The sequence below is a fragment of the Paenibacillus eucommiae genome (genome assembly GCF_017874215.1).
GTDB lineage: Bacteria > Bacillota > Bacilli > Paenibacillales > NBRC-103111 > Paenibacillus_AI > Paenibacillus_AI eucommiae.
This window is the reverse complement of the sequence record NZ_JAGGLB010000001.1, coordinates 35,605-60,016: the sequence shown is the minus strand read 5'-3', so window position 1 is coordinate 60,016 and position 24,412 is coordinate 35,605. Positions and strand designations below refer to the sequence as shown.

Annotated in this window: 15 protein-coding genes; all 15 read left to right on the top strand. The window is 49.0% G+C overall.

What is annotated here, in order from left to right; translation table 11 throughout:
• The first annotated feature begins 130 nt into the window (after positions 1-130).
• The 15 genes from J2Z66_RS00220 to J2Z66_RS00150 all read left to right on the top strand — a co-directional run bounded on the left by J2Z66_RS00220 (position 131) and on the right by J2Z66_RS00150 (position 24,407).
• On the top strand, positions 131-1,267 hold the full coding sequence (locus J2Z66_RS00220) for an ABC transporter ATP-binding protein (protein ID WP_209968352.1): 1,137 nt from the start codon (positions 131-133) through the stop codon (positions 1,265-1,267).
• On the top strand, positions 1,264-4,482 hold the full coding sequence (locus J2Z66_RS00215; protein ID WP_209968349.1) for an extracellular solute-binding protein: 3,219 nt from the start codon (positions 1,264-1,266) through the stop codon (positions 4,480-4,482). The genes J2Z66_RS00220 and J2Z66_RS00215 overlap by 4 nt, the downstream gene beginning before the upstream one ends.
• A complete protein-coding gene (locus tag J2Z66_RS00210) occupies positions 4,472-5,545 on the top strand; it encodes a carbohydrate ABC transporter permease (RefSeq protein WP_312894320.1) in 1,074 nt (357 codons plus the stop codon). The genes J2Z66_RS00215 and J2Z66_RS00210 overlap by 11 nt, the downstream gene beginning before the upstream one ends.
• 4 nt (positions 5,546-5,549) lie before the next feature.
• The gene (locus tag J2Z66_RS00205) at positions 5,550-6,539 is read left to right on the top strand and encodes a carbohydrate ABC transporter permease (protein ID WP_245375172.1); all 990 of its coding nucleotides are present in this window, start codon (positions 5,550-5,552) and stop codon (positions 6,537-6,539) included.
• Positions 6,540-8,606, top strand: a complete 2,067-nt coding sequence (locus tag J2Z66_RS00200; protein WP_209968347.1) for a YIP1 family protein — start codon at positions 6,540-6,542, stop codon at positions 8,604-8,606.
• Positions 8,599-10,887, top strand: a complete 2,289-nt coding sequence (locus tag J2Z66_RS00195; RefSeq protein ID WP_209968344.1) for a DUF5696 domain-containing protein — start codon at positions 8,599-8,601, stop codon at positions 10,885-10,887. The genes J2Z66_RS00200 and J2Z66_RS00195 overlap by 8 nt, the downstream gene beginning before the upstream one ends.
• Complete coding sequence (locus J2Z66_RS00190) at positions 10,884-11,768, top strand: carbohydrate ABC transporter permease (RefSeq protein WP_312894319.1); 885 nt, start codon at positions 10,884-10,886, stop codon at positions 11,766-11,768. Before J2Z66_RS00195 ends, J2Z66_RS00190 begins: the two co-directional genes overlap by 4 nt.
• Positions 11,765-12,748: a carbohydrate ABC transporter permease gene (locus tag J2Z66_RS00185; protein ID WP_209968341.1), complete on the top strand. Its 984-nt coding sequence runs from the start codon at positions 11,765-11,767 to the stop codon at positions 12,746-12,748. Before J2Z66_RS00190 ends, J2Z66_RS00185 begins: the two co-directional genes overlap by 4 nt.
• A 151-nt stretch (positions 12,749-12,899) precedes the next feature.
• Complete coding sequence (locus tag J2Z66_RS00180) at positions 12,900-14,285, top strand: sialate O-acetylesterase (RefSeq protein WP_209968339.1); 1,386 nt, start codon at positions 12,900-12,902, stop codon at positions 14,283-14,285.
• Between the two features lie 1,580 nt (positions 14,286-15,865).
• Positions 15,866-17,500: a response regulator gene (locus J2Z66_RS00175; protein ID WP_209968336.1), complete on the top strand. Its 1,635-nt coding sequence runs from the start codon at positions 15,866-15,868 to the stop codon at positions 17,498-17,500.
• Entirely contained in the window at positions 17,497-19,281 is a 1,785-nt protein-coding gene (locus tag J2Z66_RS00170; RefSeq protein WP_209968334.1) for a cache domain-containing sensor histidine kinase, read from the top strand. Before J2Z66_RS00175 ends, J2Z66_RS00170 begins: the two co-directional genes overlap by 4 nt.
• A 12-nt stretch (positions 19,282-19,293) precedes the next feature.
• Positions 19,294-20,280 carry a substrate-binding domain-containing protein gene (locus tag J2Z66_RS00165; RefSeq protein WP_209968331.1) on the top strand — a complete coding sequence of 329 codons (987 nt, stop codon included), beginning with the start codon at positions 19,294-19,296 and terminating at the stop codon, positions 20,278-20,280.
• Between the two features lie 40 nt (positions 20,281-20,320).
• Positions 20,321-21,592 carry an extracellular solute-binding protein gene (locus J2Z66_RS00160; protein ID WP_209968328.1) on the top strand — a complete coding sequence of 424 codons (1,272 nt, stop codon included), beginning with the start codon at positions 20,321-20,323 and terminating at the stop codon, positions 21,590-21,592.
• Between the two features lie 436 nt (positions 21,593-22,028).
• Complete coding sequence (locus tag J2Z66_RS00155; protein WP_209968325.1) at positions 22,029-23,402, top strand: extracellular solute-binding protein; 1,374 nt, start codon at positions 22,029-22,031, stop codon at positions 23,400-23,402.
• Positions 23,403-23,492: 90 nt separating this feature from the next.
• Complete coding sequence (locus J2Z66_RS00150) at positions 23,493-24,407, top strand: carbohydrate ABC transporter permease (RefSeq protein ID WP_209968323.1); 915 nt, start codon at positions 23,493-23,495, stop codon at positions 24,405-24,407.
• The last annotated feature ends 5 nt before the right edge of the window (positions 24,408-24,412 follow it).

Below are 24,412 nucleotides of genomic sequence, written 5' to 3'. Positions count from 1 at the left end.
AGCTTAGAGCATAGAGCATAGAGAATAGAGAATAGAGAATAGAGATTAGAGATTAGAGCTTAGAAAATAGAGATTAGAAAATATAGCTTATAGTGTGGTTTTTGGCAAGTCGAAAGGAGGGTTTTGAAAAGTGGGGAATGTGGTCTTTCAGCACGTATATAAATATTACAAAGGGGAGCCGAATCCCTCGGTTAACGATTTTCATCTCGACGTTGCGGATGGGGAATTTCTTGTGATGGTTGGACCGTCTGGCTGCGGCAAGTCAACGACGCTGCGCATGCTGGCTGGACTAGAGGACGTCTCCCAAGGTGACATTTACATTGACGGGAAGTTTACGAACTATGTATCGCCGAAGGACCGGGACATTGCCATGGTGTTCCAAAACTATGCATTGTACCCGAACTTATCGGTCTATGACAATATGGCGCTGGGGCTGCAGCTCCGCAAGGTAGCCAAGCACGAGGTAGAGCTGCGCGTAAGCCGGGCTGCCAAGATGCTGGAAATTTCGCATCTGTTGACGAAGCGGCCGGCTCAGCTGTCCGGAGGACAGAAGCAGCGGGTGGCGCTCGGGCGGGCACTGGTCCGGGAGCCGAAGTCGTTTCTGATGGATGAGCCGCTCTCGAACCTGGATGCGAAGCTGCGGGCGCAGACGCGCGCTGAAATCATTAAAATTCACAGTCAACTGCAGACAACGTTTGTGTATGTCACCCATGACCAGACAGAGGCGATGACCATGGGCACGCGGATCGTGGTGATGCGTGACGGCAAGATTCAGCAGGTAGCTGCGCCACAGACGCTCTATGACGAGCCACGCAACATGTTTGTAGCCGGATTTATCGGGACACCGCAAATGAACTTCATTGAAGGGGCGATTGCTGCTCATTCCGATGGCATTTACTTTGAAAATAAACGGTTAAAGCTGCTTCTTCCTGAGACGTACGCCCAGTATGTACGGGGGATGAATACGAACCTGCGGCACGTTGTGCTGGGCTTGCGCCCCGAGCATGTGCTGTGCGATGGGGATGCGCTGCAAACCGATCTATATGCCGGCTGGCAGGTGTCGGTGACGGTGGAGATGAAAGAGCCTATGGGCCCTGACACGTATGTACACGCCAATTTGGGCGGGAATACGATTTTATCGAGAGCTGATGCACATACGCCTGTGCGCATGGGAGATACGATCAAGATGGTGCTGCGGATGGATAAAGCGCATCTGTTTGAGCGGGAGAGCGGGGAATCGCTGACAGGGCGGGAGGCTTCGGGATGAGGAACGTAAACAAATTTCGGGGAACGCTCATCCTGGGCTTGATGCTGCTGCTTGTTGTAGCCGTGTGGGGAATAAGAGATTACTTCCAGGAGGAGCGCGTATTTCCAAAGCTTCAGGCCAGCGCGATCCAAATGGGAAGCACGCTCGAGGCATCGGCTGCCAAGACGCAGACGATTCCAGCCTACGTGCAGTGGCTGCGGAGCGAGCAGGTTCAGGCGCTGCAGGGCTTGCTGACTTCGGAGACTTTGGAGACATCAGAGTCATCAGAGACATCAGAGGCATCAGAGACTTCGCAGACATCAGAGACTCCAGGGACATCAGAGCTTACAGTCCGTGCAGCAGAATACTCGGCAGCTTCGACAGATGCCCAAATCGTGCTGCGCAGCGATGAACAGCAGAGTGAGGTCATCGACTGGACGGATGCCGGAGGCTGGCTCGAATGGACCGTGGACGCGCCGCAAGACGGATTGTACACGCTGGCGGTGGCGTATAGACCGCTGAAAGGAAGCTTCGCCAATGGAGTACGTGGTATCCAGATTGACGGGAGATACCCTTACCGGGAAGCGGAGCGGATTACCTTGGAGCGGCTGTGGAAGGACAGCCAATATCCGTATGAGCGCAATGGACTGGGCAACGAAATTCGTCCGGTACAGATGGAGCTGAGCGAGTGGCGGACGGTACTCGTGACGAATTATGCGGCGTCATCGGAGCCACTCTTGTGGCCACTGACGAAAGGGCGGCACACGATCCGGCTGACGGGAGGCAGGGAGCCGCTATCGCTCGCTTCGCTGACGCTGGCAGCTCCGCAGCCGATTCCCGTGTATGCGGATTATGTGGCTGCTGGAGGAAAGGATAGAGAAGCAGGTAGTGAGGCAGGTAGTGAGGCAGGTGTGGTTGCAGACTCGGATTCAACTGCGGTGACGGGCGTGGAGACAGAGGACGATGCAGGCTTGGAAACAAAAGCAGAGACGAATGCAGAAACAGCCGCAACAGCGTCCCCGCAATCAGGTACAGGCTGGTTTACCGTCATGGAGGCGGAGCAGTATAAAGCCAAGTCGGCGATTGGGATTCAGACGCAAAGTGTGGCTGAGCCGTATCTCTCCCCGGACCCGAAAGGCCGGCTCGTCTATAACGCCATTGGCGGAGACCGCTGGCAGCAGGCCGGGGACTGGATCGAATGGGAATTTACCGTGCCGGCAAGCGGCTGGTATGTGATCGATATGAAGGTTATGCAAGGCTATAACGGCAAAGCAGCCGCTTACCGCACGGTGATGCTGGATGGGCAGGTGCCGTTTCGCGAGCTGCTCCATTATGCCTTGCCGGCAAGTTCGGACATGGAGATTCGTTCATTGAATGACGAGACCGGAAAGCCCTATCAGTTTTGGCTGGAAGCAGGAGTTCACCAGCTGCGTCTCATCGCAGATAGCTCGCTGATCAGCCCGGCGGCCGAATCCTTGCGGGATGTGCTAACGGATCTAAGCGTGATGGAGCGGGATATTCGCCTGATCTCCGGCAACTACGGAAGCGGGAGCAGCTCGAATCTGGACACCGGACGGACCTGGCAGGTGAAGGCGTACGATCCTCAGATCGAGACCAAGCTCTCGGGAGTTATCGAACGTTTGCGGACCGTTCGCGATTATGTCGATGGCTTGAACCAGCATGTGACCGATCCGACGACGGCGATTTCTTCCGCGATGAACAGCCTGGAGAAGATGCTGGAGGATGTCAATGAAATTCCCAACCAAGTGAAGGTGTTTGCGGATATACAGACGAGCATCAACACGTGGATGAAGCCGATGGAAAGTCAGGCTGTGCTGCTGGATTATCTGGTCGTGCGCGAGCCGCAAGCGGATCCGGGGCTTAAGCTTCCTCATGCATGGGACAAAATCAGCTACAGTACACTGAACTTCGCACGTACCTTTTTTCAGAAGTATGACCTGAAGGATTTGAACGATGAGGAAGCGATCACCGTGTGGGTGCAGCGGGGCCGGGACTATGTCGATCTTCTGCAAAAAATGATTGAAGCCGACTTTACGCCCCAAACAGGCATTCGGGTGAACGTCAACCTGATGCCGAGCACGAATGTGCTGATGCTGGGCAATGCGGCCGGGGATCAACCGGATATAGCGCTTGGCCTGGGAATGGAAACGCCGGTCGATTACGCCATGCGCGGGGCAGCAGCAGAACTATCCCGACTGCCGGGCTTTAAAGACGTCGTGCAGCGCTTTAACCCTGGCGTGATGCGTTCTTATGCTTACAACGAAGGTATGTATGGACTGCCGGAGACCCAGTCGTTTATGGTGATGTTTTACCGGACCGATGTGCTGGAGCGACTGGGATTGACCCCGCCGGATACGTGGGACGATGTGCTGGACCTGCTGCCGACACTGCAGGAGAATGGCATGGATATATATTATCCGGCCAAGGAATTCGTGATGCCGTTCTACCAGCAGGGTGCCGAATTTTATACAGCGGACGGGATGCAGACGGCAATCGACAGCAAGACAGCGCAGGCAGCCTTTCAGCGGTGGACCGATTTGTTCAGCACCTATAATGTGCCGAAGGAAGTGCCGGCCTTTTTCAATCATTTCAGGTCGGGGGATATTCCTATTGGCATCGCCGATTACAATACGTACATCCAGCTTAGCGTGGCTGCACCGGAAATTACCGGGAAGTGGAAGATGGCGCCTCTGCCGGGACTGCGGGGGGAAGACGGGCAAGTCGTCCGCTGGTCGCAGCAAAGCACCACAGCAGCTATGCTGATGGAGAAGAGCAAGAACAAAGAGCAGGCGTGGACGTTTCTGGATTGGTGGACATCAACGGACACACAGGCCCAGTATGCGAATGATATCGAATCATTTGCCGGGATTGAATACCGCTGGAATCCGGCCAATATCGAGGCGCTGCAGTATGTGCCATGGCCAAGCGAGGATATGCATGTGCTGGCCGAGCAAGGACGCTGGGGCAAAAACATGCCTTACGTGCCGGGCTATTACTTCCTGGCGCGGGAAATGGACTTTGCCTGGAATAACACGGTGCTGAGCGGCATGCCGCCTAAAGAAGCGATCCGGAAAGCGGCCGTATCGCTTCAGCGGGAAATGACCCGCAAGCAGAAAGAGTTCGGCTTTGGGCCGGGGATGAATCTGCATCTACCCAGCTATGACGGGGAAGCCGGCGGAAGCATAGGGGAAGGGGGCGATGAGGGTGGGAAATAAAGACCACATAAGCCAATCTGGGCTGGTGCCGATGGAGCCGGCTGCGTCAGGTGCAGCAAGAATGTCCAGCGCGCCAAGTATACCCGGTGTGCCCGGCATGCCAGGTATGCCAGTTATGCGAGATGTCCCTACAGGCCCCCTCTTTGTGCGGCGGTTCCGGCAGTTTGTACGGGAATGCTGGAGCGCCCGGTTATCGTACCTGTTTTTGGCGCCGTTTCTGATCGCCTTTTGCTGCTTTATCCTGATTCCGGTTCTTATGGCGGTTGTGCTCAGTGTGACCACGTTCAACGGATTTGCGTTTCCGACGTTTATTGGGATCGATAATTTTATCGCCTTAGTGACACAGGATGTTGTGTTCATGAAATATACACTGCCCAACACGTTCAAGTTTGCACTGATTGTGGGACCTGGCGGCTACGTGTTGTCCTTTGTGTTCGCCTGGCTTATTCATCAGCTGCCAAGAAGTGTCCGGGATTACTTCACTTTGGCTTTTTATGCGCCTTCGATGGCGGGAGGTGTGGCGTTATCCGTCATTTGGATCGCTACCTTCAGTGGGGACCGGGTCGGCTATTTGAACAATATTTTGCTTAAGTTCGGCTTGATTGAAACGTCGCAGCTGTGGCTGCAGGACCCGAAATATTTGATGAACATTATGATTATCGTCACGCTATGGACCAGCATGGGCGTAGGTTTTCTGGCGATGCTGGGCGGCCTGCAGACGGTGAATACAGAGCTGTATGAGGCTGGCCGAATTGACGGCATCAAAAATGCGCTGCAGGAAGTGTACTACATCACGATTCCGTCGATGAAGCCGCAAATGCTGTTCAGCGCCGTGATGGCGATTGTGGGAACGCTCAAAGCCGGGGCGATCTCGACCCAGCTTACGGGCCTGGCCATTACGCCGAGCTACTCGGGGCATTTGATGACGAATCATATTGATGATTACGCCTTCCTGCGCTACGAGTGGGGCTATGCCTCGGCGGTTTCGGTGGCGCTGCTGATCATTTCCTATTTGGTTATGCGCTTTTGCTATCGTTTGTTCGCGACAAAGGAGGGGGAATAACCCGATGGCACCGCCTCAGGAGCTTTCAAAGTTTTCCAAGCTTGCCAAGCATTCTAAGTTCTCGAGGCAATCCAAGCTCTTCAAGCAATCCAAGCCAAATAAGCCTTCGACGATCTCCCGGTTTTCCAGGATGTCAAGGCTATCCAAACTCAAGCGGATCTCTCTATCCAGATCGCTGCTCATTATCGTCTTTATTGGCCTAGCGGTGTTTATGCTGCTGCCGATTATCTTTTTGTTCAACAATGCTTTTAAACCGCTGAACGAGCTGTTCTTATTCCCGCCGACGATTTGGGTGAAGGAGCCGACGATGCGCAATTTCGAGCAGCTGTTTTTGCATGCGGGGGCTGCTGTGGTGCCGTTCACGCGCTACTTGTTTAACAGTATTGTCGTCGTTTCGCTATCGCTCGTCTTCGTGATCCTGGTCAGCACGATGGCGGGGTATGTGCTGGCGAAGCACCGCTTTCATTTCAAGGCGCTGATCATGTCGCTAATTATGCTGTCGCTGATGTTTGCACCGGAGACGGTGGCGATTCCGCGCTATTTGATCGTCAGCAGCCTGGGGATTACGAATACGTATCTGGCTCATATTTTGCCGTTTATCGCTTCGCCGGTGGCGGTGTTTCTGATGAAGCAGTTCATCGACCAAATCCCGGACTCCTTACTGGAGGCGGCCAAGCTGGACGGAGCGAATGATATGTACATTTTCACGCGTATTATTATTCCGCTGACGGCTCCGGCCGTAGCTACCATTTCGATTATTACGTTCCAGGCGGTTTACCTGGACGCAGAGGGCTCGACACTGTACACGACCAAGGAGACGATGAAGACGCTCGCCTTCTATGTAACTAGCTTAACAGCCAACCTGCAAAACAGTGTAGCCGGGCAAAGCATGGCAGCCGCAGCCGCACTGCTGATGTTTATTCCCAACCTCATCATGTTCCTCCTATTCCAGCGCAAAATGATCCAGACGATGCTGCATTCGGGGGTGAAGTAAATGAGAGGACGGGATGAGAGGCAGTTTGCTGGGGGAAAGACGGCATGGCTCGCTTTCATTATACTGATTTCGCTTGTTACAACACTGCTGTTTCCAGTGTCCACTTCGGCCCGTTTGCCTTATAGCACCTGGTTTATCGATCAGGAGACGAACCGGGCGATCAAGATTCAACCGCTTTATGTGCCCCGTCAGGTGATTGGATATGCGGACATAGAGGTACCTCTTTCGGCGCCGAGTGATCTGTATATCACTGCCGATGATCATGTCTATGTGGCGGACACCGGAAATAACCGCATTGTAGTGTTCGATGAACAGGGGCGATTCCTCCGTGCAGTGGGCACAGGTGAAGGTGAGGGCGCCTTGAATGCGCCGGAAGGTGTTTTCGTCACCGAAGCTGGCATGATCTATGTGGCCGATACAGGCAACAAGCGTGTTGTTGTGTACGGTGCAAGTGGCGAGTATGTGCGTGCATTTAATAAGCCGCAATCCCTGCTGCTGCCGGAAGGTTATTTTTATGTGCCGACTAAGCTGGTTGTGGATAACCGTGGGGTCATGTACATTGTCAATAAAGACTCGTACCAGGGGCTGCTGCGGATGAATGGGGAAGGCCAGTTTACCGGCTTCTTTGGGGCGAATAAAACCAATGTGGACTGGCTGACACGCCTAAAAAGGACAGTTCTTAACCAGCAGCAAATGGAGAAAGAAATTGCCAAGCGTCCGGGAGCGATTGCCAATGTGACGTTATCGGGCGACGGCTTTCTCTTGACGACAAGCTTTGGCGTGGATAAGGGCGAAATCAAGAAGCTGAATGCAGGAGGCGCGGATGCCTTTTTAAATAAAACCTTTAACGAAATTAAGCTCGTGGACACCGCGATCGATTCGGATCGCTTTTTGTACGGAATGAATAGTGAGTTTGGAGAAATGTCTATTTATGATCCTTATGGCCATGTGCTTGTTTATTTTGGTGATATGGATAAATCGGCGCATCAGCAAGGGATTGTGAATTATCCGACGAGTCTGGCTGTGAATAGTAAAAAAGAGCTGTGGGTCGCCGATAGCAGTCTGAACCTGCTGCAGGTGTATACACGAACCGCATTCGGGGAAGCCTTTTTAACCGCAGCGAAGCTGTATGTGGAAGGCAGCTATGAGGAAAGCAAGCCTTACTGGGAAGCCGTTATGAAGCAGAATGGGATGATGAATCTGCCTTACAACGGCATGGGAGAAATTGCGCTTTACGAGAAGCGTTATAAGGAAGCGATGATGCACTTTCAAGATTCCTACGATGCGGCCGGATACTCAGACGCTTTCTGGAATATACGCTACGACTGGATTCAGGGCAATTTGATTTATGTGGTTGTACTCCTGATCCTGCTCATCTTGCTGCTTCGCTTTCTTTATAAGCGTGCCCGCGTCTATGCGGGGAAACGATCGTGGCCGGCTTTTGCAGTCCGATATGGACAGGAAGCTAAAGATGCGTGGTATCTTATGCTGCACCCTTACGAGGGCTTTTATCGGTTGAAGGAACGAAAAGTGTCATGGTCAATGATTCTCACCATCATACTGCTAGCGATCGTGATTCGCCTGCTTTCCATATACGGCATGGGCTTTATTTTTCATCCTTATGATCTGAGCAAGGTGAATCTGGTTTTGGAGGTTTGCCTGCTGCTGGTGCCTTGGGTCACCTGGATCATTGCGAATTATCTGGTTAGTGCTGTTAAAGGTGGCGAAGGACGGTTTCGTGAGGTGCTGCAGGCCAGCACCTACGCATTGGTGCCTTATATCGTGTTGATGATTCCAGCGATTCTTCTCTCCAACCTGGTTGTGCTGGAAGAAAGAATTATCGTCGATGCACTGATCCAGGTGATGTGGATTTGGATCGCTGTGCAGTTTTTCATTATGACGCAGGTCATTCACAACTTTGATTTTCTTGAAGCGGTGAAGATTACGGCCATAACGCTTTTCACGATTGTAGTCATCTGGATATTTATTGTCATACTGTCGGGGCTGAGCTACAACTTGTTTGATTTTGTGAAGCAAATTTACCGGGAGGTGACGTTCTATGGCTGATCTGGATGTCTCGAACTCTCACTGGCCTGAGCAGCCTAAGCGACCTGAGCGACCTAATAAGCAATCTTTTTTCCGTAGGCATTGGCCCAAAAGAACCTGGATGCGTTTTGTGATCGTGATTGCCATCCTGTCCTTTGTTGTGGCGTCCATTAGCGCTTGGGTTAACCGCGATACGCTGCCGAAGCTGGCGGAGATGGGGATTTCACAGCGCGTGCAAACCTTTGCGCCACTTGCGAAGGGCGAAGCTTGGCAGCCGGGGGCACTAGATGAGAACGGATTTGCGATCGTCTCTGATAATAGTGGCTATACACTGCTCATCGCACCCGAGACTACGCAAATCGCCGTGCGCAGCAAGCATAATGGCTTTCTTTGGCGCAGCAATCCAGCGAAGGAACTGCTTGCCAAAGAAACAGTAAAGGGAATGCTATTGTCCAATCTTCAGTCCCCTTATGTACTGGAATATGTGACTTCTGGCAAGACGCAGCGGAATATGACCAACGCGCTGGAAGCCAAGCTGGAAAAAAGCTTCATCCAAACGGACCGGGGTGTGGAAGTGACGTACCGGTATACCCAGCTGTCCTTAGCTATCGTGATCCGTTACGAGCTGACCGACCATGGCCTGGAAGTGACGATACCTTCTCAGGGGATTGAAGAGAGTGGTGATCACCAATTGTTCTCCCTGCAGCTGCTTCCGTATTTCGGAGCTGTATCGGGTACAGAGGAGGACGGCTATATGTTTGTTCCGGACGGTCCCGGCGGACTGATTTATTATGATGGCAGCCGTCCGGCAGTAGGCAATCGCTATGATTACATGATCTATGACGAAGACCCTGCCAATTTGCAGGAGCGTGATATTCCGCGGGAAGCGATCGCTTATCCGGTATTTGGGATCAAGCGGGGAGACCAGGCGTATGCAGCTATCGTTAAAGATGGCAAGTACACGACGCGGATTACGGCGATGCCCGCAGGCGTTCAGACAACCTATCATTCGATCGGGGCCAAGTTTCTCTACCGTGAGGAGTATTTGCGCAGAGTAAGCATGATGGCGCAGCCGGTGAATTCCGTCCAGAAGGAACGTATCCAGCAGGACCGCAAGGTTGAATACCGGCTGCTGTCCGGCAGTGAAGCTGATTACAGCGGGATGGCGGCAGCATATCGCGACTATTTGCTTACGACACAGCAACTGCCCGGCCTGCTAGGGCCAATATCACATGTGCCACTTCAGTTAGGCATAGTCGGAGGCGGTACGAAGGATGTATTCGGCGGCAATAGCTATGTTCCGGCGACAACATTTGAGCAGGCGGAGCGGATGGTAGAGGACTTAACTGAACAGGGTGTTGCCAATATGAAGGTCGTCTATGAAGGCTGGCAGGCTAGCGGCTTCGGCCAAACCGACAGGCGCTTTCCTGTGCAGCAGAAGCTGGGTGGTGCAAAGGGATTGCAGCAATTTACAGCATCAATGAGAGAGCGTGGAATCCCGGTGCTGCTTGAGGATTTTATCACGTCAATGAGAATTGATGAAACGAAACTGTCGATGAAAACGGAAGGAATCCGCAGCATTGATACGACGGTTTTCCAGACCCGCAAAGGGACCTTCCTCCTGAAACCGGCCACGGCTGTCCGGTCAGCCAAGGACACCATCGATAGGCTGGAGAAGCTTGGGGTGGATGGTATTTTATTTAATGGCGTTGGGAGTATTTTGTTCCGTGATTATGCGGTACAAGGCGTCCAGCGGGAAGATACAGCTCATCTCTATAAGTCATTGCTGGCTTATACGAAAGAGCGGCTGGGAACAGCAGCCACACAGCGTGGCAACGATTATATAATGCCTGCTAGCGATTTGCTGTCTAACTTTCCACTGGAGGCCAGCTACGATTTCTTCGTGGATGAGACGGTTCCCTTTTATCCCATGGCCGTACATGGCTCGGTACTCTATTCAGGCAAAGAAGGAAACGTCCGCAGCGAGTATGACAGGGAACTGTTGAAGGCAATTGAATATGGCGCTATTCCTTCATTTCGTCTGACCTATACCCGCAGCCGTGAGCTGAAGGGAACTCATTATGATGATTTGTACAGCAGTGAGTATGCGGTATGGAAGGACCGAGTGGTCGAGGAATACAAGAAATTTGACAGTCTCGCATCGTTAGTCAACCGTCAGATGGTGAAGCACGAGAAGCAGGCTGAGGGTGTTTACACAATGATCTATGATGATGGAAGCGAAGTGACCGTCGATTATAACAGCAATGATTTCAAGGTCGTGAAAGGAGGGGACACACCGTGAACAGACAGAAAGGCTATTGGAGCTACCGCTTTAAAGATTACGGTACCGGCTACCTGTTCATGCTGCCATGGGCGATCGGCTTTGCGGTGTTTGTCGCCTTTCCGGTTGGCTGGTCGTTTTTTAACAGCTTTAATCAAGTGCGTTTAACTAATGATGGATTCCAATATAAATGGGTGGGACTGGATAACTTCCGCCGGGTGCTGGTTGAGGATAACGTGTATCCGATTCAGCTGATCACCTATTTCCAGGAAATGCTGCTGATGATTCCGCTGATTCTTATTTTCTCATTTTTTGTATCGCTGCTGTTAAATCAGAAGCTGCCAGGACGTGCCTGGATCCGGGCGATATTTTTCCTTCCGGTTATTTTTGCCACAGGGCAGGTACTAATGGAATTGTTCGGTCAAGGAGCTGGGAAGCTGCCGTTCATCGCGCAGTATAATTTGGAAGGACTTGTGCGGGAATATGTGGGGGCAAGGATCGCGGAGCCGATGCTGAATGTGCTCAGCAAAGCGGTTATTATTTTATGGTACTCAGGCGTGCAGATTCTGATCTTTATTGCTGGTTACCAGACGATTCCGCGATCTGTGTACGAAGCGATCCGGATCGATGGAGCGACGCCATGGGAGAGCTTCTGGAAAATTACGCTGCCAGGAATGGTGCCATTCATTGGCCTGAATGCGGTGTTTACGATCGTTGATCTCTTCACTTTTCCTTTCAACCCGGTGATGCAGACGGTGAAGGACAATATGTTTCGTCCACAGACGGGATACGGCTACGCAAGCGCACAGGCTTGGATCTATTTCGCTTTAATCTTGGCACTGCTTGGTGCTGCGCTCTGGATTACCTATCGTTCAGTTGTGAAAAAGGGGGGCTTCCGATGAAAATAACTGAAAGCTACGACCAGGCGAAATTGAATCTCCGTCAGAAGCTGCACAGCCGGCAGGCGGGGAAGGTGAAGAAGCTGCTGATGGGACAGCATATGAACGACGGTTGGCTGGCGAAAATCATCATCTATTTTCTGCTGGCTGTCATCGCGTTTTTGTATTTACAGCCCCTTTTCTATATGATGTCGACGATGGTCAAATCGGTAAGCGACCTGATTGATCCAGTTGTGCAGTGGATTCCACGCAAGATTTATGGGCAGAATCTGGCTGATGCGTGGCGTGGTCTTCGATATCCCGAGGCGTTCACGAACACGTTTGTTATCGCCATGACATGCTCTGTCCTGCAGGTTGTATCCTGTGCAATTACAGGCTATGCGCTGGCCAGGCTCCATTTTCCGGGAAAAACTCTGGCCTTCATCCTGATCATCGTAACATTTCTCGTTCCACCACAAATTACGATTATCCCGATGTACACGATTTTCGGCAAGCTTGGCTGGTTGAATACGCCTTTCGTATTTATTATCCCTGCGTTGTTTGCCCAAGGGCTGCGTGGCGCTTTATTCATTATTATCTTCCGCCAGTTTTTCCTGACCCAACCGAAGGCGCTGGAGGAGGCGGCAAAGATTGACGGAGCGAGCGCATTTCGCCTATTTTTCCGTATTATGCTTCCGCTGGCCCGTCCGGCGATTATCGTCGTATTCCTGTTTTCATTTATTTGGTACTGGAATATGTATTATGAGCCGTCGATGTTTTTGAGCAAGGGATTTCAGCCTTTATCACTACGGCTTAACTTGATGCAGCAGGAGTTAATGGGCAATAGTGCTATTAATTTTAATGCTGGCGTAGGCAAGGATCCGATTTCTGAAGGCCCGAAAATGGCTGCAGCCTTTCTGATTATTTTACCGCCTTTGATTATCTACACCTTTACGCAGCGTTGGTTCTCGGAAGGCATTGAGCGTACTGGGCTGGTAGAGTAGTATTTTTTGTTAAACTGTTGCAACCTTTTTAATATATTAATTCCTATTTTTGGATGTATCTAGCAGAGTGTTCTAAATATGAATTTACTTATTTTTATATAAGAAATATCATGCTATAGTAGGATTAATATGGAAATGAGGAAGGTGCTATATGCAAATAGGAGCGATCATTGAACAAGGACCCAAGGACTGGCAAATCATTCAACAGGTAGATGGAAAAGCAAGCATTACTCTTGCCGGGATTTGGGTATTGACCGAGCCCGAGAATCCGGCAGATCCCACCGTATACGCAAGGATTGTCAGGGAGGAAACGGGTGAAACCGTTATCCCCTGGAAGGCAAGCAGCAGCCCGGAAGCTGGGAAATGGGAAGTAACCATCGAAGAGGTTCCGGCCGGCGGCCTGTACAGGATTGAAACATGCTTCAATCACGGTGGCAATAAAGCATTGGAATGGGCTACCCGGGGCGATATGATTCATCATATCGGAGTGGGCGACGTATACGTGATTACGGGGCAAAGCAATTCAGCGGGCTATGGGAAAGACCCGATCCAGGATGCACCCGAAATAGGGATACACGTTTTAAGGAACAGCGGAAAGTGGGACTTAGCCTCTCATCCCCTCAATGAATCTACGAATACGATACATAAAGAAAACAGAGAGCAAAGCAACCCGGGGCACTCGCCTTATTTAAGCTTCTCCAAAAAGCTGAAGAAAGAGCTTGGTTATCCCATAGGCCTCATACAGGCATCACTTGGGGGCTCTCCGCTTAGCGCGTGGAATCCCGAAGAGGATGGTTATTTATACCGGAATATGATGCAAATATTAGCTTCACAGGCTAACAGCATCAAAGGCGTATTGTGGTACCAGGGATGCTCAGACACTTCAGAGGAAGCTTGCGATACCTATCTGGAAAGATTTAAAAGCATGGTTGCACATCTTAGGGAAGATTTGAACGCCCCTAGCTTGCCCATTCTCACAGTACAATTAAACCGCTATGTGGCTCAAGCAAATGCGATTTCTGACAAGTGCTGGGGCAAAGTAAGAGAAGCCCAGAGGCAGGCGGGCCAGCAAATTCCTGATGTCTATGTAATTCCATCGACAGATAGCGGGCTTTCCGATGCTGTCCATATAAGCTCGGCGTCGAATATGGTCTTGGGGGAAAGATTAGCCAGAACCGCGCTCAAGCATGTGTACGGAAAAGGCTTCCTCGGAAATGCTCCGGATCTATCTGAAGCTAAGAAGGTGGATGCCGATAAAGTACAGCTTCAATTTCAGCATGTTTCAGACAGGCTATTTACATTTGATGTAGGCGCAGATCATTTGCCATTCGTAGTCGAGGACGCAGAGGGCTTCTTAAGTATCACAAGCTATGAGCAGCAAGATGCACATTCAATCCTGATTACACTTGACAGAGCATTAACAGGCAGCTGCCAGGTGCATGGAGCTTTTGAGCAGAATCCGAAGGCTGTTATTCCCATTGATTTTGCTTCGCATTTACCCATGCTTTCCTTTTATGGCGTTGGCGTCATAGATTAAAAGATTACTATGATTACTAGAAGAATAGAACTTATATGCTACTAGTTTATAAAATGTTGGTGTATATGGTTTGGGAAATATTTGGATAAAATTTGGAAAAGATGATTCTAGATGAATCATCTTTTTTTTGTTTTACTATTTGGTAGAGATCTAGTTTTAGAGTAACTACTTTTTGATCTATACATTATAACTTTACAGCGATAAATCGATAAAGTGTTTGTGGTTTTTGATTCATGAAATATGTAATGAAGCCCAAATTTCATTGTCTTCACTATCCCTTTAAGTCAGGAAACAGTCGCTATCTGCTTTTTAGGAAAGAGTAACCCCGTAGCAGCTCGCCTCCCTCGCCTCCCCCGAAATGAGCGTGTGCTTGCTACATTTAACGATGTTTTTCATCGTTAAAGCAAGTGTTTCCAGCTCAATACGCACTTTAATGATGATTTTCATCGTTAAAAGAGGGTGGATGGCCTCTTCTGGTGGAATAAGGGGATTTTAACGATGTTTTTCATTGTTAAAGTAAGGTTGTGGACCCGACCTGTGCTTTTAACGATGAAAAACATCGCTAAAGTAGCGGCTCCTCTATGCTGCCTGTTTTACAGTGCTAAAATGTGTGGATGACATCAGCAGGCGCTGTTATCTGAAATTGTTGGCTTACGGTCAAAAGGAAGGTGCAGAAGTAGCTGGAATACACGGGGAATAAGACTAGGTGGGCTAGTTGAGCTAGGTGAGCAGGGAACTGTGTAACGAATGAGGAGAGCCTATTTGCCGGAATTCGCCTACATACAGGGTGGAAACCCTTACTGGCTGTCCGTTTGTGCTTGGTGTTTGTACGATGGTAGCTGAGTGAGGGAAGGGTTGTGGGAGGAAGAGCGTTTGCGTCCGCATTTAAAGATGTGTTTCTGCCTGTTTTACAGTGCTAAAGTGTGGGAATGACATCAGTTGGTGCAAGTTGGCACTGTTATCTGACATTGTTGGCTTACAGTCAAAAGGAAGGTGCGGAAGTAGCTAGAATAAACGGATAAAGTGGGAATAAGACTAGTTGGACAGGCTTTGGCGCGGGCTAGGTTGGCTAAGTGAGCAAGGTGAGCAGGGAACTTTATAACGAGTGAGGAGAGCCTCTTTGCCGAAATTGGCCTACATACAGGGTGGAAACCCTTACTGGCTGTCCGTTTGAGCTAGGTGTTTGTACGATTGTAGCTGAGGGAGGGAAGGGCTGTGGGTGGAAGAGCGTTAGCGTCCGCATTTAAAGATTTGTTCCTACCTCCTCATCGATTCCATTCAGGGAACAAATCTTTAACAGCGGCTGGAGCCCACAGCCCTTCCCTCTGCAACGCACCCAAGTCACGAACATGCACATCAAAGGACGCCGAAAGGCGTTTTCTTTACAGCGGCTGGAGCCCACAGCCATTCCCTCCGCAACGCTCTGCGCCCCGGACACATCAAAGGATGCCCAAGAAGGGCGGCTTTCACAAATGGTTGGGAACAAGCCAGAGAAGATATGTTATGATAAGAATATTGCGAAATGGGATGTTAGCCCGTTGTTCACGGTTTAGCATATTTACTGACACCAGGGGGAGCCTATGTATAAAATTCTACTTGTTGACGATGAACCGGAGGTGCGGGAAGGCATTCGGGAGAGTATTCAGTGGGACACTCACGGGTTTGAGCTGGTGGGCGATTGTACCAATGGTCAGGAAGCACTTGAAGCCATTGAGAGGCTGAGGCCGGACGTCGTTTTATCGGATATTTACATGCCTTTTATGGACGGACTCGAATTGACGAAGCATGTCAGTGAGCGCTACCCTTTTACGAAAATGATCATTCTTACCGGTTACGATTCCTTCGAATATGCCCAGCAGGCGCTGCGTTTGAAGGCTTACGATTTCATTCTGAAGCCGATTACGGCCATGGAGCTGCGCAAGCTGCTGGATAAGGTCAGGCAGGATATGGATGAAGAGAAGAAAATCCGTGAGGATTATACGAAGCTGCAGCAGCTGCTGGATCAGAGCTTGCCTTTGCTCAAGGAGCGTTTTCTGGAGCGGCTGGTTACTTCGTTCTTGTCCATCAATGAGATCAGGGAGCGGTCGGAATATTTTCAGATTACGTGGCCAACCTCGAATTATATCGTTATGGTTATGGATATTGATGATTTCGGCAGCTATTACAGTGAAAGCGATTTGCTGAAGGATGCAGAGCTGCTGCGGTTTGCTTGTTATAACATCATTGGTGATCTCATGGATTATTACACCGGAATCACATTCCGGACAAGGGAAGAGCGGATGGCGGTTATCCTCTGCGGTGACCAGGAAAATCAATTGTATGAGAACGCCTACAAGCTGGCTGATGAAATTCGTCAATGCATTGAACGTTATCTGAAATTTACGGTTACGATCGGGGTTGGGCGGGTCTGTGCGAGTTTGGATCAGCTGCCTTTATCTTACGAGGGGGCTGTTTCAGCGCTCGATTATCGTTTTCTTTTGGGAAAAAACCGGATTGTCAGCATTGTTGAAATGGAAGGTACCGGCCCTGAAGGAAAGCCTGTCCCCGAGCTGAATATGGATTGGAGCCGTAAGCTGGCTTCGGCGGTCAAGGCCGGTATTCTAAGTGAAGCGGAAGCGCAGATCGAACAATTGATGCGGGTATGGAAAGAATCGATGATGCCGATTGAAGCCTGTTATTTGAACCTGCAAAAGATTGTCGTAGTCCTGATGAACGTTGTTCAGGAAATGGGCGGCAATGAAATTACTTTGTTTACGGAGCGGGGCATCGTACTGGCTGACAGCTACAGATTCAAAACGCTGGATGAAATCGAACATTGGGTCAAGGGCATTATTAAACTGGTCGTTCAATTTGCCACGGAGCAAAGAAGTGATTTAACGAAGCTTCAGGTCATGCGGGCAGTCGAATATATCGAGGCAAATTATCACAGTGAGGAAATTTCGCTGCAGCATTTATGCCGTCATGTCCTTATGAGCACGAGCTATTTCAGCATGATTTTCAAGCAGCACACGGGTGATACGTTTGTCGAATATTTAACGAGAGTCCGAATTGAGAAAGCCGGGGAGCTTTTGCAGGAAACGCAGTTGAAATCGTATGAAATCGCGGCTAAGGTTGGTGTGGCCGATCCGCATTATTTTAGCGTACTGTTCAAGAAGCATACAGGAATGACGCCCACCGAATATCGGGAGAAAGTGGCAAGGGAGCGGCAGCAATGAGGAAACGCGAATTTACGCTTAATTTGTTCAAATTCAAAAGCATCCAGTCGAGTATTGCGGCTGCTTTCTCTTGTCTGATTATTTTCTCTATTGCGATTACCAGCTTTATTTCGTATTATTTGTCTGCGGAAGCTGTGGAGCGCAATACGGCAGATAATATTTCCGAGCTGATGAAGCAGGTGAACGGCAACATCCAGTCCTATGTGACCAATATGGAGAACATCTCGATGCTGGCGCTAACGAACAAAGATGTGAAATACTACTTGTCGGATACCAGCTTTATTAGTGAGGCAGACCGCAGGCCTTATGAGAAAAGGATTTCCGATCTCTTTCAATCGATTCTAATTAGCCGTAAGGATATCGCCTCGATCATGGTGTTTGGCTACAATGGACGCTTCGTGTCCGACCGCAGAGTTACAAGCCTGAACACAAATGCCAAGCTCGAGGAGCAGGCCTGGTATCGAAACGCCAAGGACAAGGAGGGACAATCCGTGCTTTCCTCCTCCCATGTACAGAATATTATCCAGAACGAGTACCGCTGGGTCGTATCGCTCAGTCGTGAGCTCAAAAGCTCCGATGGCATTACGGGCGAGGGCATCTTTCTGGTTGACCTGAATCTGAGCGTTATCAATGAGATAAGCAGCGGCATCAACCTGGGTAAACGGGGCTATGTATTTATCGTGGATAATGAAGGGAATCTCGTCTACCATCCTCAGCAGCAGCTTATTTATAGCGGTTTGAAAAAAGAAGCAATCGACGAAGTCAAAAATACGAGCGGCGGGCATTTCTTTACGAAAGAAGAGGGCAGCAAAAAAATGTACACCGTTCAGGACACAAGCTTTGGCTGGAAAATTGTCGGCGTGGCTTATCCTGGTGAATTGGTGCCGGACAAAAACAAAATTGGCATGTCGTTTGTGCTTTGGGGTATTTTTGGACTGGCCATTGCTCTGTTGATCTCTATTGTGGTGTCAAGGCGGCTGACCAAGCCGATTATAGAGCTGCAAAAGCATATGAAGCAGGTGGAAAAAGGTAACTTCGATGTCCGCTCCGAAATCACCTCGGTGAATGAAATTGGACAACTATCCCGTACATTTAATCTGATGGTGGGCCAAATCCATGAACTTATGCACCGCAGGATGCAAGATCAGGAAGTGAAGCGCAAAAGTGAGCTCAAGGTGCTGCAGTCGCAAATCAATCCGCATTTCTTGTACAATACGCTCGATTCGATCATCTGGATGTCAGAGCGGAAAAAGCATGAGGATGTTGTACTGATGACATCGGCGTTAGCGAAGCTGTTTCGGGCCAGCATTACCAAAGACGATGAAATGGTGCCGATTCGGGTAGAAATTGAGCATATCACACAGTATTTACTGATTCAGAAAATGAGGTATCGCGACAAGCTTGATTATATCATCGATGTGGATGAGGACGTAATGGCTTGCAAGATGCCGAAGATTCTGCTGCAGCCGATCGTCGAGAATGCGATTTATCATGGCATCAAGTATTTGCCGGAAGGCGGAATGCTCACGATCAAAGGCGGGGAAGTGGATGGTCAAATTGTCCTCACGGTAGCGGATAACGGCGTTGGTATAGATGCAGACAAGCTGAAGGACATACTTAGGATGGATGCTGAAAAGACAAGGGCAAAGGCCAGCGGTGTTGGTATTGTTAATGTGCATGAAAGAATACAGCTTTACTTCGGTAAAGATTATGGATTGGATTTCTACAGTGAGCTGGAAATGGGTACGCTCGTCACGGTCACCATTCCGAAAATCGATTAGGAAGGCGATAGCATGCAGGCAAAAAAAATGATTATCTTCTCGTTATTGTTGGCCGCGGCTGCAGGCATTCTGGGATTGTTAAGCCTGGAGACGGCCCGCCGGGATGCCCAGCAAAAAGAGCTTACTATCGTTGTTATTCTTAAAAGCAATGATCTGCGTTCTGAATTTTGGCAGACGGTGAGCGCTGGCGTGAATGCAGCGGCCAAGGAATTCAATGTCCATGTAGATGTCCGGGGGCCTTTATCCGAGGCAGATACGGCTGGACAAATTCTCCTTCTGGAGCAGGCGATTACCGAGAAACCAGATGCGGTCGTATTCGCGGCATCCGAGTATGGCAAGCTGGAGCCATCCGCCAAAAAGGTGAGCAATGCGGGCATTCCGCTTGTTGCTATTGATTCGGTTATGGAGAGCGATTGGCTGCAGAGCTATATTTCCGTAGACAATGCCGAAGCAGGACGAAAGGCTGCGTCCGTGTTAATTGAACGTTTGCCGGCAGATGCCAAAGTGGCTATTCTCGGTACTAGCGGAGGCTCAGCGGCTGAAAAGGAACGGGAATTAGGCATAATGGAAGTATTGACGAAGAATGTGGATATTACGCATGCAGGTACACGTTATTTTGATGGCTCTGAAGACGAGGCTTACAGGAATTCACAGCAATTATTATCGGAATTTCCAGATTTGGCGGGGATCGTTGCGTTGAATGAGGCTGCGGTATTAGGGGCGGCGAAAGCGGTCAAGGAAAAGATGTCCAAGCAGCCTGTCAAGCTTGTTGGTTTCGACAGTTCCATCTATGAAATCAAGCTGCTTGAGGAAGGCACGATGGAGGCAACCGTGGTGCAGCGGCCTTTCAATATGGGCTATCTGGGCGTTAAAGCTGCGCTGCAGCTTATACGCGGACAGAAGCCGCTCAGAACGAGTATCGATTCTCTGGTTATCACGAAGGAAACGATGTATACCGAGGAAAATCAAAAGCTCCTGTTTCCTTTTGTGGAGAGATAAGCATTTTTATATTAGATAGTAGTAGAAATGGGGGATATCCATGAATATACCGCGGCAGCTCCCGACGCTGCTTTCCTTGCTTTCCTTGCTGTTAGTTATCGGGTTATTGCTGCAAGGCTGCACAAAAGCTCCTTCTGAACCCCCCGCCGAGAATGGCGGTCGTCCAGCGATGATTAAATTTGTGGCGGCTGAATATAGTACGGCGACCAAGCCGTTTCTGGAAAATCTGGTCAGGGATTTCAAAAGTCTCAATCCAAACATTGATGTCGAACTACAGGTGATGAATTGGGACATTTTGCTCAGCGTGTACAGTACGATGATTAGTAAAAATCCGCCGGATCTGCTTACCATGAACGGGTATGCCCATTATGTTGCGGATGACCTGCTTAATAATATGGAGGAAATCGTATCGCCTGAGCTCATGAACAAATTTTATCCTCATTATTTGAAATCGGATCGTGTGAATGAGGTACAGTATGTGCTGCCTTTTGTGGCTTCTATTCGTGGCATGTACTATAACAAGGATATTTTCGATGAGCTTGGCATTTCTTCACCACCGCGAACATGGGCCGAGCTGCAGGAGGACGCAAGCAAAATACGTGATACCCATAAGATGGACGGCTTTGGTGTCGATCTTTCTGACAATGAAATTTATGCCTATTTGTCTTATTTCTTTTTTGGGGCTGGCGGGGGCTGGCTGAAGGATGGCAAATGGAATATCAATTCTGCGGAAAATGTGGAAGGGCTCACTTTTTTGAAGGAGCTGTATGACAAAGGATTAACAGATGCAGAACCTACCGTTACTTCGCGTGATGAAAAGCAAAGGATTCTTGGTAATGGAAAACTTGGCATGCTTATATCCGGCAATTATTTCAGCGCAGTGGTGCCCAAGGAATTCCCCGGTTTGCGATGGGGGACAGGGCCCATTCCAGTAAAGGAAGGAGTGGCTCCGTTTTCCTTTGGTGTGCAGGATGTAATCATGTCCTTCAAGACCGATCATACCGATAAAGAAGCGCTCTCCAAATTTCTCGATTTCTTCTACGAGGATTCCCGCTACGAGGAATTTATGATTAGGGAAGGCTTTCTCCCTACTATCCAAACTGTCGGTGAGTCCATGTCGCGCAACAACCCGGAAATGCAAGGCTTTCTGGATTCAATTAGCAAAGCCGAGTTTTACCCCATCGTCAAGCCAGGCTGGCAGAGTGTGATGGAAGGTTCGCGCAAAATGGGTGAGGCCGTGCTGCTAGGCCAAATGACCCCGCAAGCTGCTCTGGATCAGCTGCAGCAAATAGCAGTTAGCAAAGGTCCATAGGCGTTAGCCTGTGAATTTACAACGAACGCGCACAGCTTCTGTGCGTGTTTTTTGTGCATCCTTGAAGCAGTAAATGGACTGTGCCCCATTGTAAACGATGTGAATGAATGTGAATGAATGTGAATGAATGTGAATGAATGAGAAAGAATGAATGAGAATGTTTTAAAAAGGGAATAGCATAAATAACAAACTTCCAGTATTGGGATGCTCATCAGGCATGTGATTTTCAACATTGCGTATAAAATTTAACCTTTTATATAAGATATTCAATGGAGGCTGAGCGCAAAACGAATTAATATAGGATTATCCGAAAGAGAGCGCTACATAAGGCTAACAAGAGGCTTTAAGCACAAGGCGTATAAGCGGATACCCAGGCTGCCTGTTTATCAGGCTCCTGGTCATTACAGAAAGAAAGCATAAACTGAGGAGGGTTACAATGAATAAAAAGAGATGGGTTAGCTGGAGCTTGATAATGCTTGCGTTTGTTATAGCACTTGCAGGCTGCGGAGCGAAGACCGAGACAAAGCCGGGGGCGGAAAGCCCAAAACCGACTACAAGTGAACAGCCTGGAACTGACGGCGGCGCTGGAACGGCTAAGCTGACTGGTGATTTTGAAGTTCAGTACTTTGTTGGTGGCTACGGGGATGCATGGTGGAAAGCCATCATTGAGGAATTCCAGCAAAAGCATCCTGATTTGAAAATCAAGCAGTCTGCTGGATCCCAAATCAATGATCAAATGAAGCCAAGATGGATTCAAGGCAATCCGCCGGATTTCGTGTACATTGCTGGTGCAGGTGCCAATCCAAGATCGATGTTTCTTGATGATCAATTGATGGATCTAACCGATTGGCTGAAGGAAGCGAAAAACGACGAAGGTGATAAAATCCTTGACCTTCTGATTTCCAAGCCTGAAGAATATACGCCAGGCAAATATTTTACAATACCGCATTCTTTTGATGCGTGGGGTACTTTTTACGATAAAGCACTATTCAAGACCAAAGGATGGGAAGCACCTAAGGATTTCCCAAGCTTTATGGCTCTAGGTGAGAAAATCAAGGCAGAAGGAAGTATGGATGTATACATTCATACAGGTGTCTACCCGTATTACATCAACGGAGGCTTGTTAGATAACACAACGGTTTCGATGAACAATGATGACGGGTCGATTATTACACGGATTAATGCTCTAGAAAAAGGTATTTTCAAGAGTGAGCCTGTTATGAAAGCTTTGGATCGAATTGTACAAATGCGTGATAAAGGCTTTATCGCCAAGAGCTCGGTAGCTTTGAATCACACCGATTCTCAGTCACAATGGCTGCAGCACAAAGCTGCCTTTATTCCGAACGGTCTCTGGATCGAGGGAGAAATGTCCAAGGATATTCCTGCTGGCTTTGAATTCGGCTTTATCCCTTCCATCGGCCAAGATCCAGGCGGCAAGTTTGTCGCTGTTCCATTGACCGCTAACGTAGGTATTGCCAAAAAAGCTAAAAACCCTGAAGCAGCAAAAGCATTCATGCAGTTCATTTTCACAAAAGATGCTTCTAAAAAATGGGCAGAGCTGTCCAAAGCGATTATGAACGTTAAGGTTGATTTGGATGATACGAATGCACCAGCTCTAATTAAAGAAGCGAATAAATACTTGAGCGATCCGAACACGATTATTACACCGGAAACGGTTATTCCTGAAGACCTGGTCAAAGTGAGAAGTGATGCTACAATCGCATTGACAGAAGGTAAGATCACTCCGGAGCAGTGGGGAGATCGGGTTGAGGAAGCTGCGGATAAAATCCGCGCCAAAGCAACAAAATAATAATGGAATAACGAACAGCAAGCACAATAGGGGAATGCAAATTCCCTTATTGTTGTCCTGCTAGACTGTTTATCCGGGCTGGAGGCATGTATGAGAGCGAACAACAAAATCAGAACAGGCAGGATGATGCGGAACGTTTTCATCGCTTCCTTTATCCTCCCCACCCTGCTGCTTTACCTCGTATTTACCGTTTATCCGATGTTTAAAGGTATTTATCTAAGCCTATTTGACTGGTCAGGCGGCTCCGAAAACTATAATTTTATTGGTCTGGGCAACTTTAAAGAACTATTCAAGGATGAGATCATTCCGAAAGCGATTCGCAACGATTATATTTTGCTTTTCGGAAAAATTCTAGGCTTTATGGTTTTGTCATTGTATTTTGCGGTGGTACTGACACGATTTAAAGTTAAAGGCTCTACCTTTTTCCGGACTGTCTTCTTCTTTCCCAATGTACTTTCTGTAGTAGTTGTAGGTGTGTTATGGCGTTATGTATACAATCCCAATCTTGGATTTTTGAATTCTGTCATTTCTTTGTTTACCGGAAAACCTTATGATTTTGCTTGGCTTGGAGATAAATGGGCTATCTTTGCACTGCTTCCTCCCGCCATTTGGGCTGGGGTTGGCTTTTCGATTATTTTGCTTATCGCTGGTATTTTGGCCATTCCCGAATCTTTATTTGAGGCAGCTGAATTGGATGGAGCCTCCCAGTGGCAGCAGTTTTGGAACGTCTCTCTGCCTTTGATGTGGGAGCAGGTTCAGACCGCAGTGCTTTGGATTACGATGGCAACTTTAAGCGGATCTTTCGTAATCGTACGCATTATGACGTTTGAAGGCGGAACAGACAATGCAACGCAGGTTCTAGGTTCTTACTTGTACTTTAATGCTTTCAAGTATGGCAAATTCAGTTATGGCTCTGCAATTGGGGTGCTGATTCTCATCTTGGCGCTGATTACAACCTTAGGCTTACAACGCTTGATGAAGCGTGAAACGATAGAATTAACGTAGAGGGG